The sequence below is a fragment of the Microcoleus sp. AT3-A2 genome (assembly GCF_036705685.1).
Classification (GTDB): domain Bacteria; phylum Cyanobacteriota; class Cyanobacteriia; order Cyanobacteriales; family Microcoleaceae; genus Microcoleus.
In genome coordinates this window covers 1-16,185 of the sequence record NZ_JAUBVF010000031.1, presented here as the reverse complement: position 1 = coordinate 16,185, position 16,185 = coordinate 1, and the positions used below count along the sequence as shown (strand labels likewise).

At 44.3% G+C, this 16,185-nt stretch carries 13 protein-coding genes and 1 riboswitch; of the genes, 10 read left to right on the top strand and 3 right to left on the bottom strand.

What is annotated here, in order from left to right:
- The first annotated feature begins 462 nt into the window (after nucleotides 1-462).
- From QUB37_RS17845 to QUB37_RS17810, 8 genes are all read left to right on the top strand, one after another.
- A complete protein-coding gene (locus tag QUB37_RS17845; protein WP_333164404.1) occupies nucleotides 463-780 on the top strand; it encodes an HPF/RaiA family ribosome-associated protein in 318 nt (105 codons plus the stop codon).
- Nucleotides 781-945: 165 nt separating this feature from the next.
- Nucleotides 946-2,100: a baeRF7 domain-containing protein gene (locus QUB37_RS17840; RefSeq protein WP_333164401.1), complete on the top strand. Its 1,155-nt coding sequence runs from the start codon at nucleotides 946-948 to the stop codon at nucleotides 2,098-2,100.
- A gap of 358 nt (nucleotides 2,101-2,458) precedes the next feature.
- The gene (locus tag QUB37_RS17835; protein ID WP_333164398.1) at nucleotides 2,459-3,487 is read left to right on the top strand and encodes an AI-2E family transporter; all 1,029 of its coding nucleotides are present in this window, start codon (nucleotides 2,459-2,461) and stop codon (nucleotides 3,485-3,487) included.
- Between the two features lie 66 nt (nucleotides 3,488-3,553).
- A complete protein-coding gene (locus QUB37_RS17830) occupies nucleotides 3,554-4,363 on the top strand; it encodes a glucose 1-dehydrogenase (RefSeq protein ID WP_333164395.1) in 810 nt (269 codons plus the stop codon).
- A gap of 662 nt (nucleotides 4,364-5,025) precedes the next feature.
- A complete protein-coding gene (locus QUB37_RS17825) occupies nucleotides 5,026-5,979 on the top strand; it encodes a polyphosphate kinase 2 family protein (RefSeq protein WP_333164393.1) in 954 nt (317 codons plus the stop codon).
- Between the two features lie 973 nt (nucleotides 5,980-6,952).
- Complete coding sequence (locus QUB37_RS17820; protein WP_333164391.1) at nucleotides 6,953-7,078, top strand: hypothetical protein; 126 nt, start codon at nucleotides 6,953-6,955, stop codon at nucleotides 7,076-7,078.
- A gap of 16 nt (nucleotides 7,079-7,094) precedes the next feature.
- Nucleotides 7,095-8,207 carry a mechanosensitive ion channel domain-containing protein gene (locus QUB37_RS17815; RefSeq protein ID WP_333164389.1) on the top strand — a complete coding sequence of 371 codons (1,113 nt, stop codon included), beginning with the start codon at nucleotides 7,095-7,097 and terminating at the stop codon, nucleotides 8,205-8,207.
- The gene (locus QUB37_RS17810) at nucleotides 8,188-9,903 is read left to right on the top strand and encodes a mechanosensitive ion channel domain-containing protein (RefSeq protein WP_333164387.1); all 1,716 of its coding nucleotides are present in this window, start codon (nucleotides 8,188-8,190) and stop codon (nucleotides 9,901-9,903) included. The genes QUB37_RS17815 and QUB37_RS17810 overlap by 20 nt, the downstream gene beginning before the upstream one ends.
- Before the next feature lie 114 nt (nucleotides 9,904-10,017).
- On the opposite strand, the gene QUB37_RS17805 is transcribed toward QUB37_RS17810, so the two are convergent.
- Nucleotides 10,018-11,646, bottom strand: coding sequence for a cation:proton antiporter (locus tag QUB37_RS17805; protein WP_333164493.1), 1,629 nt, complete (start codon nucleotides 11,644-11,646; stop codon nucleotides 10,018-10,020).
- A gap of 87 nt (nucleotides 11,647-11,733) precedes the next feature.
- Nucleotides 11,734-11,822: riboswitch (Fluoride riboswitch) on the bottom strand.
- Nucleotides 11,823-12,043: 221 nt separating this feature from the next.
- A complete protein-coding gene (locus QUB37_RS17800; RefSeq protein WP_333164385.1) occupies nucleotides 12,044-13,057 on the bottom strand; it encodes a Gfo/Idh/MocA family oxidoreductase in 1,014 nt (337 codons plus the stop codon).
- 129 nt (nucleotides 13,058-13,186) lie between these two features.
- Here QUB37_RS17800 and QUB37_RS17795 point away from each other — a divergent pair, with 129 nt between their 5' ends.
- Both QUB37_RS17795 and QUB37_RS17790 read left to right on the top strand, forming a co-directional pair.
- Nucleotides 13,187-13,369 carry a hypothetical protein gene (locus QUB37_RS17795; protein ID WP_333164383.1) on the top strand — a complete coding sequence of 61 codons (183 nt, stop codon included), beginning with the start codon at nucleotides 13,187-13,189 and terminating at the stop codon, nucleotides 13,367-13,369.
- Between the two features lie 213 nt (nucleotides 13,370-13,582).
- Nucleotides 13,583-13,882, top strand: a complete 300-nt coding sequence (locus QUB37_RS17790) for a ferredoxin (RefSeq protein ID WP_106149950.1) — start codon at nucleotides 13,583-13,585, stop codon at nucleotides 13,880-13,882.
- Nucleotides 13,883-14,227: 345 nt separating this feature from the next.
- Here QUB37_RS17790 and QUB37_RS17785 read toward each other — a convergent pair whose 3' ends face one another.
- Complete coding sequence (locus tag QUB37_RS17785) at nucleotides 14,228-15,883, bottom strand: SpoIID/LytB domain-containing protein (RefSeq protein ID WP_333164380.1); 1,656 nt, start codon at nucleotides 15,881-15,883, stop codon at nucleotides 14,228-14,230.
- Nucleotides 15,884-16,185 lie beyond the last annotated feature (302 nt).

Sequence of the window (16,185 nt, the reverse complement as noted above, 5' to 3'; positions counted from 1 at the left end):
CACTTTTTTGAGAATCGCTATATATTTTTTTATTCTGTTGATTGGGTTGAGGCACGAAATCCTACCTACTAATAAAGAATTTTGCCGAAGTATTGGAAGCATCCAACAGACCCCAAAAGGAAACTCGTAATTTGTAATTCGATTCGTAATTCGTAATTCGTAATTCGTAATTCGTAAGCAGTAGTGCAAGCACTATGATGGGAATGCAGACAGTGAAAATTGAAAAAATTGGACAAACCTATGCTGAAAGGCTGATTTTAATTGTGCGATCGCTTGCTATGGGTTAAGCGTGTAACTATCTACCTTTGAGTAGGCCACTTCGGTCACGGAAAGGTCGATGATCGTAAGGGAACGAGTTGTCGAGCAAGGGTTGATTAAACCGATCGACACGATGCTGTATGTAGGGAAAAGGGCGCTAATCGCACCACTCCCATAAGACAGCTATTAGAAGAGGATAGACACATGAAAGTTCAGCTCAACACTGATGCCAACATCGAAGGCAACGAGGCGCTGTCTCAACAGGTCGAAGCCATAATTAACGACACCTTAGATCGCTTCAGTCAGCATATTACACGGGTGGAAGTTCACCTTAGCGATGAGAACAGCAGCGAGAAGTTTGGCGCTAATGATAAACGCTGTTTGATCGAAGTCCGTCTCGCTAACCATCAGCCAATCGCCGTCAGCGATCATGGCCAGATATTGCAGCAGTCCATCAGCGGTGCTGCCGAGAAAATGAAAAAGTTGCTAGACACTACTATCGGAAAGTTGCGCGCTCGCTAAGCGACTAATCTTGACCACATCTCTGAGGCCAACTCTGACCGTCAGGGAAGTTACTCTCCGAAATTTCTCAGGACAAATCAGAAAACAGCAGATGTCCCAGAAAAGACATTCAGCCTGTCCTACCGCTGATAAAAGCTTGAAAGAAACATTGAACAAAGGTACAAAATGAATTTATTAGCCCTTGATGAATTAACAACTTTAGCCAAACAATCAAACTCAACCTGTATTTCGATCTACACGCCAATGGAGCGTTTAGGAGCCGAAACCCAACAAAATCCAATTCGGTTCAAGAATCGGGTGCGGCAAGCCGAAGAACAATTGCTGGCGATGGGAATGAGTGAACAGGATGCCAAAGAGTTGCTGCAACCGATTCACGAGCTAGATACCTATGAATTCTGGCAGCATCAAAGCGATGGACTAGCAATTTTGCTATCTCCCAATCACTTCCGTTACTACTGTTTGCCGATCGCCTTCCCAGAATTAACGGTAGTTACTGATCGCTTTCATCTCAAACCATTGCTGCAACTGTTGTCTGGAGATGGGCAGTTTTATATTCTGGCACTAAGCCAAAATCAAGTTCGATTGTTTCAGGGAACTCGTTATCACGTCAACGAGGTTGAGTTGACTGATGTACCCACCAGCATTGCAGAAGCATTGCAGTATGACGATCCAGAAAAAAGCCTGCAGTTTCATACGGCCACCTCACAAGGCGGCAGTGGTGGCGATGGTTCTGCCATATTTCATGGACAGGGAGGCGGTAAAGATGACCACAACGATCGACTGCTGCGTTACTTCCGCAAAGTTAGCAACGGGCTAGAATCCTTCTTAAAAAACGAGCAAGCGCCGCTAATTTTGGCAGGGGTTGATTATCTCTTGCCAATTTATCAGCAGGCAAACACCTACGCTCACCTACTGCCCGACGGCATCACAGGCAATCCAGAAATGTTGAAACCGGAGGAACTGCATACAAGAGCGTGGCAGATTGTACAGCCTTATTTTGAGCAAGCAAAAGAAGCAACGATCGCCCGCTACCAGGAACTACAAGCCACCGAAAAAACTGCTAGTACGATCGAACAGGTTGTGCCGGCTGCCTATTTCCAGCGCGTTGAATCGTTGTTTGTTCCCGTTGGCGAGCAAGTTTGGGGGGTGTTCGATCCCGATGCGAATTCGGTTCAGATTCACGCTCAACATCAGGCAGGGGACGAAGATTTGCTGGATTTAGCAGCACTGCATACCCTCACCAATGGTGGTAATGTTTACGCCGTAGAGCCGGAAAATGTTCCTCAAGACAAGGCGATCGCAGCCGTTTTTCGCTACTGATGTCATACCCTCTTGTTGTGGCAAACACTGTCTTTAATGCTGGCTGGCGATCGGCTTGGTGACAGATTCTCTTGCTACAACGGTTCATGCTGAGGCTTGGGCGCAAACCCCTTTCCCACCGATAGCTTCTCCCACCATACAATCAGCAGAAAGCCTTTTTTGCTGATGTCCTTGTGTCATGACAACTGCTCTTTGGGCCCGGAGAACTGTCGCTGAGAAAAACTCCCCCTACAGGCTCTACAATTCGTCTCTTTAGGTAGAGGACAGGGGTGTGTATTTCAGTTAATACTGCGGATGAGGAACGGTGGAGAGGTTGACACGCTGTAATGGACAATCCAAAAATTAACACCAATCAGATGTGGGAACACCTGAACAATGCTCAACTCATTCGCTACCTGCTACTCTTGCGCTTGGCTGGGCGATCGTGCAGGTGTTGGCATATTTTGAAACGGTTCTGATTGTTTTTATTTTTGCAGCTATTCTCGCCTTTCTGCTGAATTACCCAGTCAAATTTGTATCTCGTTTCATCCCTCGTTGGGTAGCGGTTGTGCTGGTGTTTTTACTTGCCTTGTTAATTCTAGGTGGGTTAATGGCAACGTTAGGATTAGCTATCATTTCCCAAGCACAGCAGTTATTGCAACAGGCTCCTCAATTTTTAGAGTCGGCGATCGCACTGTTGGAAACACTCCAATCGTTTCTGCAAAAGCGCAATATTACGGTCGATTTCAGTACCTTTGAGACACAACTGCGCGAACAAGCCCTCGGCATCATTGGCAAGGGTTTTTCCACACTGCAAAATGTGTTATTAAACTTGCTAAATGTGATTGTGATTGCGGTGGTTGGCTTCTTTATGCTGCTAGATGGTAGACGACTATGGAATCTGATCGTGAGGTTGTTTCCAGCCAGCTTACGCGATGATTTGACCAGGGCAATCCAAAAGAATTTTCTCGGTTTATTTTGGGGTAGGTTGCTATTATCAATCTTCTTGGGCATCTCTACCTTTCTGGTGTTTATTTTGCTGGATATTCGCTATGCACTGGTCATGGCTGCACTCGCAGGCGCATTTGACCTGATTCCCGGTATTGGCGCAACGATTGGAATTAGCCTCATCTGCCTGATTATTCTGCCTCAAGGAATTCTGCTGAGTTTGAAAGTTTTAGTGGGTTGCATTCTCTTACAGCAGGTTGAAGAAAACTTACTCATGCCCCGTATTATGCAAGGCTCCATTAATATAAATCCAGTCATTATGTTCTTTGCGCTATTAGTGGGGGCGCGAGTCGCTGGAGTGGTCGGAGTTTTTCTGTCGCTCCCGATCGCGGGCGTGATAATCTGCCTCCTGGATATTGATGAAATGCGTGGGGAAAAGATAGAACAACCTTCTGGTTGATGTAGAAGCTAATTGGCTTGAGGTTTCGGTTAAGATATTTTGTTGTGAATCTCTGGGAGAGAAATTATGAAAGGTTTAAAGGGAAAAAACGCACTAATTACTGGAGCGAGTTCAGGCATAGGGCAGGCGATCGCGATTCGTCTTGCTCAAGAAGGTTGCAACATTGCTGTTAACTATCGCAAAAGCCTAGAAGAGGCAGAAGATACTGAAGAAATGGCGATGCAAAAAGCCTGTGGCCAGGCAGCAGAATGCGGCGTTGAAACGCTGCTGATTCAAGGTGATGTTTCTAAAGAAGAGGACATCGTGCAAATGGTGAATCAGGTTGTCGATCAGTTCGGTAATATCGATATCCTGATTAATAACGCTGGGATTCAAACAGAAAGCGCCTCACATGAACTTCCAACGGATGAATTCGATCGCGTGATTGCAGTCAATTTACGGGGCGCATATTTGTGTGCGCGGGAAACCATTAAGCATCTGTTAGAGCAGCAACGCCCTGGCGTGATTATCAATGTTTCGAGTGTGCATGAAATAATTCCTCGCCCGATGTATATCAGCTATTCCATCAGCAAAGGCGGCATGGGAAATCTGACTAAAACCCTAGCGTTGGAATATGCAAACCGAGGCATCCGTGTCAATGCTATTGCGCCCGGTGCAACGATTACACCGATTAATGAAAGCTGGACGGACGATCCAGAACAAAAGGCAGTAGTGGAAAGCCATATCCCAATGGGACGGGCAGGCACATCGGAGGAAATGGCAGCATCTGTTGCCTTTCTCGTATCAGATGAAGCAGCTTACATTACGGGACAAACGCTCTATATTGATGGTGGATTGACCCTCTATGCTGACTTTCGCGAATCTTGGTCTGCGTAAGTTTTGTTGGAGAAACTATTTGGAGGAAATAGGCGATCGCTGTCATTTTACTTAAAAAAGAATTTGTTTGGGCGATCGCTTTCTTTACTCACCGGACACTAGATCAAACCGCACTAAGGTGTCATGCAGATATGATTGAACGTGGCAGCCAGGAAGTCATTGCGGAGGAGTTAGACCGCCAAGATGTCAAGTAGTGGTATCTTGCTGCTGTGAAGGCGATCGAGCAGGTCTAACCTCTCACTTTAGAATAATTAAAGCAGGTATTCCTACTTTATAAACTTGGAATATGTGGTAGCTGGTGTGGGTTTGCCGTTGTTATTAAGTGTGCAACACGACCCAATTAATGCAATTTTGTCAAGTCCCGTTCGTTGGCATGATTAATATCAAATCCGGGCTTCATCGTCCTGCGTAAAATCGAGTCAACAGTCAACCACGGACGGTGCAACCGGAATTTATATAATTCATCTGCGTTAATCTGTGTTTATCTGCCTGTATCTGCGGTTTAAAAAAGATAATTTCTCTGGCCGCAGATGACAATGGATTGACACTGATTCACGCAGAGGTCGATAATAGAGATATAAAGAATTCCGATGCTAACAGATTGATTTGATATAATCCCGTCAGAACAAGTCTATTCACCTTGACATTAGAGAGTTAAAAGTATGTCCGATAAACCGAGCAAAAATGATACAGCATTAAATCCATTTCCGCTCAAAAATCTTGACGATTTGATTCATCCTTTTATTGTTCCACCAAAGCAGCAAATTATTGTGCCATCAGAGCCAGGAATTTCTCTAACAAAAGACTATGACCCAGCTTACAAAGCGAATCATCTAAAGAAGTCGAAAGCTAAAAGTCAATTAAAGGAAGGTATTAAAGCTTTAGCAGAATATCAAGATATTCTGTATGCCCAAAAAACCCATGCTGTACTAATCATTTTTCAAGCAATGGATGCGGCGGGTAAAGACAGTACGATCAAACACGTAATGTCAGGAATCAATCCCCAAGGATGTCAAGTGCATAGCTTCAAAGCGCCATCGACAGAAGAGTTAAATCATGACTATTTATGGCGTTGTTCCAAAGCCCTACCAGAACGAGGACGGATTGGAATTTTTAATCGCTCTTATTATGAAGAAATCTTGGTAACACGAGTCCATCCAGAAATCCTAGAGCAGCGACCAATTCCATCTAGTTTAATCGACAAGGATATTTGGGAGCGACGCTTTGAAGAAATCAACAACTTCGAGAAGCAATTAGTCAATAACGGGACGATCATCCTCAAATTTTTTCTCAATGTGTCTAAGGAAGAGCAGCGAAAACGTTTTTTAGAGCGGATAAATCGTCCTGAAAAGAACTGGAAATTCTCTGTTGATGATGCTAAAGAGCGTACTTTTTGGGATGACTACATAGCTGTCTATGAAGATATGTTTAATCACACCAGTACGGACTATGCTCCTTGGTACATTATCCCAGCCGATCGCAAATGGTTCACTCGTCTTGTAGTAGCTGGCATCATTTACACTCAGTTGAAGCAACTGAACCTTGAGTATCCCAGTGTCAGCGAAGAAAAGCGTCAAGAACTTTTGCAAGCAAAGCTAATTCTTGAGAGCGAGTAATTAAGGTAACGATGAAATCGGGTTAGCCATAATATCTCACTTTAGAACGATTAAAGCAGGTAAATCTAGACGAAAAGAAAGATATAAACAGCTCTTTTATCAATCCATAACTTCTTCTGACTCACTCTACAATTCAATTCTCGGCTTTTGTAACTTAGCAAAAATCCGCTTTGAGGAAATTTAGCATTAACAGTCTCTTATTTTGACCTATTACTTTAGTGTGAGGAATTTGCCAGGAAATCTCTACTTTCGTGGCTGGTGGATTGGATAACGGTGCAGAAATTACCTACAGCCGAAAGCCGAACTATATTAACATTAAGCAGTTTTTAGGCGGTTAGCGATCGCGATCGTAGGATTTACTCTAGTGCTGGCGATCGCGCAAGAATAGGCGCTTTTGTGCTCGTTTTCGTGCATTGATTTGGGTACGCAATCGCATGATCCACAAGTTGCAGCATAAATTACCAACGAGTCTCAATGCACATTAGTTCGCAAAAGCATCGCCACCTATGAGGAACTAAAAGATATGAGCGCGAAGTTGGGTTGAGAAGAATTATCGCAAGGCGATCGTAAAGTTGTATTCCCATCGCGGGCTTGAGAAAGTTTTCTCACACAACCTTTCTTTACAACAACCCAGTTTACGGGTTTGACAGGTAAAATAGTATAATTATAAGATACCTTAGAAGGATGCGATCGCATCCTCAATGAGGAGTTTTCGGATACACCCGAAACATCCCTCTAGATGATCGGCTCAATTGAAGAAGCCGTAAAAGTAGAAAATATCCGTCTTAAAAAAGGGGAAAAATTAATTTTCCTTTTTAACGGTTACTCTGGGGGATCTAAATTCCGAAAACTGGAAAAAAAATTATGACTTCTATGCAATAATAAAGACCGTCAGAAATGCAGCTTAAATTTGTCTTCCCCACCAAAAGCCTAATCAAAACAACTGCGCTCAAAGTAATTGCGGAAGCAGAAAATGGAAGATAGTGGCATTTTAAATTGGCTGGTTGTTGCCTTTTTGGTATTTTTGCAAGGGTTAACAATGCACCCATTGCTAGAAGCATGGCGCAAGATTCCTACTTTGAACCAACCTGAAACTTGACTGATTAAACTTTGCTATGACAGAAACAATTAATCCGCTTTATCTAGCCTCCGAACTGGCCTTAAATAATGGCTATGGCTTAGGGCAAATAAGCTCTATTTTGGTAGCAGGAGTGGTGACTGCATTAGCGGGAATTGCGCTCTTTTCTATCTTAAGATTACCGTTAAGTTTGTTCGCTCCAGAATTATTGACCCAAACTTATATTCGTGTAGTGGTTGGCTCCAAAAACATACTTTTGGTGTTACTAACTTTCTCAGCAATGGAAGTAATGTTACTTCTAATCCCTCCAAGCAAATCGCTTAGTTTAATCGAGTTTTGCCTGAGTATTGGCATCACTATACTTAGCGGTTGGATGCTGTCAAGACTATTTAGAGAATTTTTTAACACCACAATTTTAGGAGTAACTTTTGAGTCAAACCCCAAAGTTAAAGGCGAGTCAATCTTCTTAATTCGGTATTTTGGAGACTTTGCGATCGCTGTAACGTTAATTTTAGTTTTTTGTATTAGCCATAACATCAACGTTGTCGGCATAGTTGCCAGTTTGGGGATTGGAGGTATTGCCATTGCCTTTGCCGCTCAAAAGACTTTAGAGCAATTTTTGGGGGGGATTGTCTTAACCCTCGATCGCCCGTTTACTGTTGGTGACTATATCGGCTTATCCGATGGGCCTACGGGTAAGCAAGGTACTTTTGGTAGAGTAGAAAGTATCGGCTTAAGATCAACCAAAATTCGCACTTCTGGTAAAGGCACGCTCACAATTATTCCGAATAATGCGCTTACCCAAGCTACCATTGAAAATTTTTCAGGTGCAAAGAAAGTCATGTCTGTAATGATACTTGAGTTTCTTAAATCAATATCTGCCGATGAGCAAGCATTGATCCGCCAAATTGTGATGGACTGTACTATGGATATTTTTGGTTTAGATTGGCGTAGTACAGAGGTTTCTTTTAGTGAAAATCAGGCTCAAGTTTCCTTTTTTATTCTGGGTTCTAATGAGTTATCGATGGAACTAAGACGACAATTGCTGGATTTGGCTACCCAAAAAATTACCAAGCAGCTTCAAAAACATGATATTTCTTTTATCCTTAACCAACCAACGATTTATGTGGATGCCCCAATTTCTATCTAAACAAGTAATTAGGCGAGCAATTAAACTGACTAGCTTATTTTTAGTGGGTTGTTTGTTGGTGTTTACTCCCATGAGTTTTGCTCAAAATCCTGCTCAAAATTTTAGTCAGGGTTTTGTTAATGGCAGTGCGCCGGTGGTTGTTGATGGGATTCCCCTTTTTAAATTGCAAGCTGTGGAGCGATTTACAGCAAAGGAGCGCACCCAATTTGCTAATAATATTCTCATGGAGGCGATCGCTACTGATCAACCCATAACTTTTGATGTGCAGAATGATGATAGTACCAGCGCTACTTCTATTTCCTTAAATAATAACTACCTTCTCACCGTTACAGCAAATGATGTTCTGCCAGGGTTTTCTCGAACTCAACAAGCTAATCAATGGCGGGCTATTCTAGAAACAGCGATCGCCAAAGCTAAAAAAGAACGCACTCCCCAATATCTTTGGCAGAGAAGTCTATGGATTTTGAGCGTAATCGCAGCGCTGATCGTAGTGCGGCTTTTTTTGGGACTAGCAACCAGAATATTTAAGTTTCAAACTGGAATTTTCAGCAAGATTTTTTTTAGTTTGAGCTGGGGTGCGATCGCCATAATCAGTTCCGAGTGGTTTCCCATCTTACGCAGTCTACGCTATCAGTTTCTTTCCCCATTTTCTCAACCCGAATGGCTGATATTTTTTGGAACACTAGGAGGTTCTTTTGTATTGAGCCACTACGCTACAGATTTAGTAAAATTAGCGCTTAAAAAACTAGCTCCTCCTGCCCTAGAAACTATCTATATAGAAATTGTTCAACCGAGCGATCGCCTTTTGGAATTTGCAGTTCTCAGTATTGGTATCAGTTGGTCTGTGAGCTTATTAGAACCATTAGTACCAGTCGTTTATAATCTCCTAAAGCCGATTGTCAATCTATTTTTAATTGGAAGCTTATATTGGTTATCAGTAAAACTAAGTAGCCGCTACCTGCGTACCTACGGATTCAAATTGGGCGGCAAATTTAGCCCTAGTAGTGATGATGCCATTCTAGTGTTTGAGACCATTATTCATATCTTGATCTTTATTGGAGCTTTAGTTGCCTTTGCCAGCAGCCTCAACTTTGACTTGATTGGATTGGTGGCAAGTTTGGGGTTGGTGGGTTTAGCCGTCGCGTTTGCTGCTCAAAAAATTCTCGAACAACTGATTGCGACTTTAGTTCTATATCTTGATCGTCCTTTTGTTACTGGTGACTACATCCGCTTACCAGGTGGAGAATTAGGGAAAGTAGAAAGTATTGGTTTGCGCTCAACCAAAATCCGCTCCCTTGGTACTGGCACAATTATTGTGATGCCCAATTCCATCCTTGTAAGTGTAGAAATTGAAAACGTTACTCTTGCCAAAAAAATCATGGTGTTATTTTATATGGACTTTGCTAGTGTTTTAGAGGAACGAGAATATGCCCTAGTGCAGCAAGTGATCATGGAAAAAACAGCTTACCTATCAGGGATTGATACTAACAGCACAAATATCTCTCAGGCTGATGGAACCGGAAAAAGATTAAGGGTTAGTTTTGCAATTTTAGGTTCTCAAGATAATGCGATTGAAGTGCGTAAACGTCTACTAGAGTTGGCAAGGGCTAAAATTGCCAAATCGCTCTCGATCCATGGGATTGTCTTTACGATGGAAGACCCTACAGTTTATGTGCAGTCCCCGATTACAATCTGATTATTGTTTTGGAGTGTTCAACTTAGGAATTAAAAATCAATAAGTTGCAGAATTAAACCCCAGAAGCATTGCTCCAAGGTAAACTATTGCTCTATTAGTCACCTTATTTATTTTTCATTCCTTATGACTACATTCCACTAGAATGACAGGAATAGGACTGGTTTCTAAGACGGCTTGAGAAACCGAACCTACTAGCACTTCTTCCCAAGGTTGATGCCCTCGTTTCCCGATCACAATATCTGTTACTTGCCGAGCTTGCGCCACGCGGACAATCTCTTCAGTCACAGTGCCAGAAAGACTCAGGAACTCATAGCAAATATCTGATAAGAGTCGTTGTGCTTGTTCTTGTAATTGGGCGATCGCCTTTTTATCTCCCAGGTTATCCACATACAAAACAATCACATCCCCATCACTGCGCCGAGCTAAGTCTGCGGCCTTAGTTAAAACATCTGTTGTTAAGGGGGAAGCGTCTACTGCTGCGAGAAAAACTGGACGACCGGAAATAGCTACTTTGGTCGGGTCTACTTCGCCTTTTTCTAATAGTTTGGGAGCAAAGGTAGGAATTGCCCAAGCACCCAAGGGAGCCGTTACTAAAATTGAGAGGGCTGCGATCGCCAAAATCGTCTCGCCACCAGCAATGCCCTGAGCTAGAGGAATCGCCCCAATCGCCGCTTGCACCGTGGCCTTAGCCGAATTTCCTGCTAGCAAAAACAGCCGTTCTTTCCCAGTCCAATTACTACCCAAGGTGGAAAGATACCAACCGAGCGATCGCCCAATCAGAGTCCCGATCGCCAACACCAGCAAACCAACCAGCAAGGTATTCCCTAATACATTAAGTTGAATACTGGCTCCCAGCAACACAAACAAAATAATTTCCGCGATCGTCCACAAACTATCAAAGCCACCCCGCAATCTTCGTGCTAAAGGCGCATCCAACTCAATCAGGAAAAACCCCGCCGCCATGACAGCTAAATAGCCAGAGAAAACCGGAATATGTTCGGCTGATACTACCAGCCCAAGGGCAAAGCCAGCAGCGACTAGGGAGTCCTGAACCGCAGTTTGAGTCCAGTTTTGCTTGACTAATAGTGACACCAAAATTCGAGCAGTTACCCATCCCAAAAGCACCCCCAAGGTAATTTGGATGATGATTTGAAAGGGCAGCAATTGCAGAGGGCTGAGGGTGATTCCTCCCAGTAAGGTAATGGTTGTAGCTTTCCCTTGGGACAGAAATGCTAGCAGTAGGCTAAACACCAGCAAAAGCAATACATCTGACAAGGCACTTCCAGTCAGAATGGCATCGGGAATTCCTTTTTTTACTCCCCAACCTAGACTTTTTAACCGCAGCATTCCGGGAACAATTACTGCTGGAGATTCTGCGCCAATGATGCACCCTAGCAGTAGCCCCGTCAAAAAATCAAACTGAAGTAGCCACATCGCAGCGACAGCAATGGCGATGGCCTCGCAAGCTGCAGGCAGAAAGCCTAATCGCAGCGCCACGGTTCCCTGTTGGGATAGCTTTTCGCGATCGAGTCCTAACCCCGCCTTCATCAAAATCACCATCACAGCAATGGTGCGAAGGGAATTCGCTGCGCCCAAAACCTCTGGGCTAATGACATTTCCCAGTTGCGGGCCTAATAAAATGCCCACCAGCACCATACCTACCAGTGCAGGAGCTTTCAGCCGTCGAGCAATCTGCCCGACAAAAAAGCCCATTAATAAAATCCAGATAATACTTTCTAACATCACGCCCCCTTGAAGCTGAATGGATGAACGTGACTTGTAGGGGAAAGATCGAGCCATCCGCACCATCCTACCCTTCCGCCACAAGTCGGAACAGTAGGAGCCATCAGCCTTTTAAACGTTATGAAGATTATTAATAACGAAGGGCGGTTTCGGCGAGCTCCATCGCCATCATTACTTTTATAGCACTATTGTTATTAATACCTGTTATACCCAGCCTGAGTATACGAGCGCGATCGCCCAATCGGCCTACTATATGGCTAGTCGGCGTTTTCACCAGACCAATATCGATCGGCAGATTGCGGATTTGCTGAGCAGCACTTTTAGCTGAGTTGTCCTAATGTCTTATGAGTTATAAGCGTTTTTTCCCAAATTCAAATAACCTCCTGTTCGCTCCTTTTTACGAATTTATAAGTGCGATAGTTTGCCCAATCTCGCTCGATCGCCTCGCAGCATCTGCCACCTTCAAAGCGTACAAACTACTGGCATTATCTACGTACAGAGGCGTACCGTTTGACAAATATTCCAACACCATATCGGTGTCTTTGGCAAACAAGCCGCGCCGCGTTCCTACTTTGAGGTTGCGCCGATTTTCTCCCTGAATTAATTGACCGGATTCAGGAGTAAAAACCAGCGTTCCTGCTTCTCCGTAGATGGTGAAAATGTTTTCCGACTGCCAAAAAGTCTCTCCTTTTCCATAAACAGCTTCAGCGACAAGGCCATTGGCAAAGCGCAACTGTGCGTTGCACAAACAAGCTTTGTAGAAATCCGGCTGACTGTCCCAAAATTGAGCTTGACAGTTAACGCTTGCCACTTCCCCGAACAAATCAGTAAATCGGTGCAGTCGCGAAATTGCACCAACTAACGGAAAGCCAAAGAGGGAATGTTGATAAGTCCACCGCTGCGGCGCTGGATGTTGAGGACTCATAGTAATGTAGCGGGCGTAAAAAACTTTACCGATTAAGGGCAAAGATTCTTTGATTGAGGAGTGCAAACCGCCTAACAGTTCGATGTGTTCGATGTGGAGGAGTTTTTGCTTTTGGGCGGCAAGTTCGATCGCCCTTTCTGCTTCAGATACGTCTAAAGATAGAGGATATTCCACCACAACGTGCTTGTTATTTTCTAGGGCCGCCAGGACGATCGCCCCGTGATCCCGGTTCACCGTACAGACAATCACCAAATCTAAATCGTCTCTTTCTACTAGCTTCCGCCAGGAAACCGCAGCTTCTGCCCCGAACCCTTGACAAAATGCTGCGGTTTTATCCGGGGAGTGGCCCGCAACTGCTACCAAGTTCGATCGCCCATCAGCTTGAATTGTCTCGGCCCTCAACTTAGCGGCAAAACCAGTACCCACAATCCCCACGCGAATTGGAGAATTAAGCGAGAAACCAAAGCGAGTATCAATATTAGTCATGGGATTTGAGATTTAAGATTTTAGATAGTTAAAGACTTGCGGTGCAGGGCTTTAGGGTTCTATCGCCCCGATTTTAAGCTGTGGTTGTGGTGCGATTTATTCGATCGAGCCTTCAACACCCAAGTCTTGATGCGATCTAACTATACATTTCAACGCCGGCAGGGACTTGCCTTGCAGCCAGTCTTGCTGAAACTCGATCGACACACGGCATACCAACAACCCGGTTTTTGTGCTGTACGGCTCAAAACAGGATTTTTCCTAGAAACCGGATTATTTAGCGCAAGTCTTGCGGCAACAGTATCACAAGGCTGAATCCAAGATAGGTATAAGTAATAAAGATGAAATTAGAAAAAGTTATAACTAATCCCATTCAAATTTTTTGTAAATAAGTGTTGCAACCTTGCTTCTTTCCCCTACTATCATAGAGGGAACGAACCTAAGACCTAACCTCAAAGCTAATAGAGCCTTGAAGGTTGCATTAGGAAAAATTATCAATCTTGTTGAATTTTTGAGAGGATTTAGTGCATGGCAACTTACAAAGTTACCCTCATCAGCGAAGCCGAAGGAATTAACCAGACCATTGACGTTGATGACGATACTTACATTCTTGATGCTGCAGAAGAAGCAGGACTCGACCTCCCGTACTCTTGCCGCGCTGGAGCTTGCTCCACCTGCGCCGGCAAAATCACCAAAGGCGAAATTGACCAATCCGACCAATCTTTCTTGGACGACGACCAAATCGAGGCTGGATTTGTCCTCACCTGCGTCGCCTATCCTAAGTCTGACTGTACGATCGAAACTCACCAAGAAGAATCGCTCTACTAAGATAGGACGCTCTGCGTGATACCCTAAGAAACCCGGTTTCTGGTTTCCCAAATTAAGCTGAAATAGCGCAATTACTTGATGAAACCGGGTTTCTGTGTCTAACACTGCAACAAAGCCGCCAGCAGTCTGCCACTCCCAGCTAGGAATTCCTAGCGGTTTGAGCAGATAGCTGACCAAATAATTTTAGATTTTAGATGGCCGATTTTAGATTAACTGTGAAACCAATCTAGAATCCCAAGTCTAAAATCTAAAAGTTTTACGACTGATATTTAGTCCGCAAAGGCGGGCTTTGTTTGTGTAGTGGCGATGATTTAAATCGCTGACTATTAGGCCGAGTGCGATCGACTATTCGCGCCAAAATGTAATGTTATCGCTGAGCGGCACAACTTGAGCGCCGGGAAAATAAAAGCCCAGAATTCGAGATCCATTCCAGCCCAAATTAGCCAAATTGTAAGAACCAGTCTGACTCATTCCCACTCCGTGCCCGAAACCACCTCCGACAAAAGCATAACCATTGAGAGTTTTGTCGGGATTGTAAATTGGTTCGAGGTAAAAAAGCGTGCTAATCGGCGGGTAAAAAGCATTGCGAATCTCGTCTTTGTCGATAATGATGGGGCCCAAGTCAGTTTGAACCTTCATTTGCAAAACTCGACCTGCGGGCGACCTTTCTACCACTTCCACTTGAGTGACAGTTTTAATATTAGCCAGCGGGTGCTGTTTCTTCTGAAGATACTGTTTGAGAAATCCACCAATCGCGGTCAAAGAAGCTGGTTCGCGCCAGCGAAAAGTGTCTTCTTTTTCCTCATTAAACCCTTTTTGCAAACTGATAAAGCGGCGGAGGTTGTTTTCGTCAGACAAACTCTGCTTGGACAAGTCCCAAATATTATTAGGCGAATCGACGATCGAGCGCAAATATGGACGTTCCGCGCCCTGCCACACATCGTTAAAAGAGGCTGTCACGCCACCGCTAGACGCGGAATAGAGCGCGTCTACTAGCTGATTTTCGTAAGTTAGCACCAAACCGCTCGTTTGGGCGATCGCCTTATCACTTTGCGGGTAAACCTCGGTCAAACCCTTATAAACTTGACAGTTAACATCAGCGCACAACTCATAATTATCCACAGCAAACCGGCGCAAATTTCTCAGGGCGTAGGTTCTCGCCAAAATAGTTTGAGCGACAATCGCAGCGTAAGGCGAAAAAGCCCCAATTTCGTGAGGAACAACACCCCGCAAATAAGTTTCCGTCAGCACTTCATTGACCAAAGTATAAGTGCCGTAAGAATTTTTTTGCAGGTGCAAACTGCCGCCATAACGGTGAGTTTGTTGAATTGCTTTTTCTGGTTCAGTAGCTGTCGCCTCTTGGGTGGTTTGTTCCAATACCTCAATCACATTTTTCCCGGCCGTCACATCCAACTCATTGCGGTTGAAACGAAAGCCGTTTAAAACCCAAAATGCCTGGGGTATTTGTTTTAAAACTTTGGAATCCAAAAAAGCTGTTGTGTTCCCTTGAGCTTGCAAACTTTGCAACAGCCAGCGCCGCACCAAAGGAGAGTTGTAAGTATCTCTTTTCGCCCAAACTTGCCAGCGAAAAGGTTGAGCAATTTCTACCTCAATTCCCTGGGCGCGCCACTGATTGGCGCTATCTTCTGCACTCTCGAAACTGCGGTGGGAGCTCAGAACAACTCGTTCTTCTACTAAGGGCGATTCCAGCGGTTTCGGGGCTATTTCTAACTTGACGCTAGCAGCAGTTTTGGTTTCTATGCCTTGAGGAGTTTTGTAACTCAATGTTAAGCTGTCGCCCGGTAATGCTTTCAGCGTCAGTTTGTCGGTTGCTTTGGTGCCAAACCGTTGCACTACGCCGATTTTGATGGGTCTATTTTGGGGAGTTTGGGCGTATCCCGCAGCGCCCAAAAGGGGCAACAGGCACAATGCGGTGAAAACAGTGCTAGATATGCAGCTAAACCATTTGTAATTGGGAGTTGGAGGTGCTTGAGCGGACACAGTTATCTATCTCCCGATAGTTGAAATTTGGGGATTTTTGATTGTACGTTAGCACATTTGGCGGCTGCTATAGGGGAATTGCGGAAGATAAGGTGGTTTGGTTGCCAGAATTCTGTTAATTAAGTAGGCGCAAATAAACTTTACACCGAGCAATTTTGAGCCATTACCCACCCCACAATCTGATTGTGGGTAATTGAAGGAAAGCGAATTTACCTACTTACTTGGTGTTTCCAATATTGGTAGGCGGCATAGGCCAAGGTGACAGCGCCCGTCACGATAGCTGCTTCATCGACCTCAAATTG

Bases quoted from the DNA above. Each gene is read 5' to 3' on its own strand.
- QUB37_RS17845 (WP_333164404.1), top strand. From the start codon at position 463: ATGAAAGTTCAGCTCAACACTGATGCCAACATCGAAGGCAACGAGGCG.
- QUB37_RS17840 (WP_333164401.1), top strand. From the start codon at position 946: ATGAATTTATTAGCCCTTGATGAATTAACAACTTTAGCCAAACAATCA.
- QUB37_RS17830 (WP_333164395.1), top strand. From the start codon at position 3,554: ATGAAAGGTTTAAAGGGAAAAAACGCACTAATTACTGGAGCGAGTTCA.
- QUB37_RS17825 (WP_333164393.1), top strand. From the start codon at position 5,026: ATGTCCGATAAACCGAGCAAAAATGATACAGCATTAAATCCATTTCCG.
- QUB37_RS17820 (WP_333164391.1), top strand. From the start codon at position 6,953: ATGGAAGATAGTGGCATTTTAAATTGGCTGGTTGTTGCCTTTTTGGTA.
- QUB37_RS17815 (WP_333164389.1), top strand. From the start codon at position 7,095: ATGACAGAAACAATTAATCCGCTTTATCTAGCCTCCGAACTGGCCTTA.
- QUB37_RS17810 (WP_333164387.1), top strand. From the start codon at position 8,188: ATGCCCCAATTTCTATCTAAACAAGTAATTAGGCGAGCAATTAAACTG.
- QUB37_RS17805 (WP_333164493.1), bottom strand. From the start codon at position 11,646: ATGTTAGAAAGTATTATCTGGATTTTATTAATGGGCTTTTTTGTCGGG.
- QUB37_RS17800 (WP_333164385.1), bottom strand. From the start codon at position 13,057: ATGACTAATATTGATACTCGCTTTGGTTTCTCGCTTAATTCTCCAATT.
- QUB37_RS17795 (WP_333164383.1), top strand. From the start codon at position 13,187: ATGCGATCTAACTATACATTTCAACGCCGGCAGGGACTTGCCTTGCAG.
- QUB37_RS17790 (WP_106149950.1), top strand. From the start codon at position 13,583: ATGGCAACTTACAAAGTTACCCTCATCAGCGAAGCCGAAGGAATTAAC.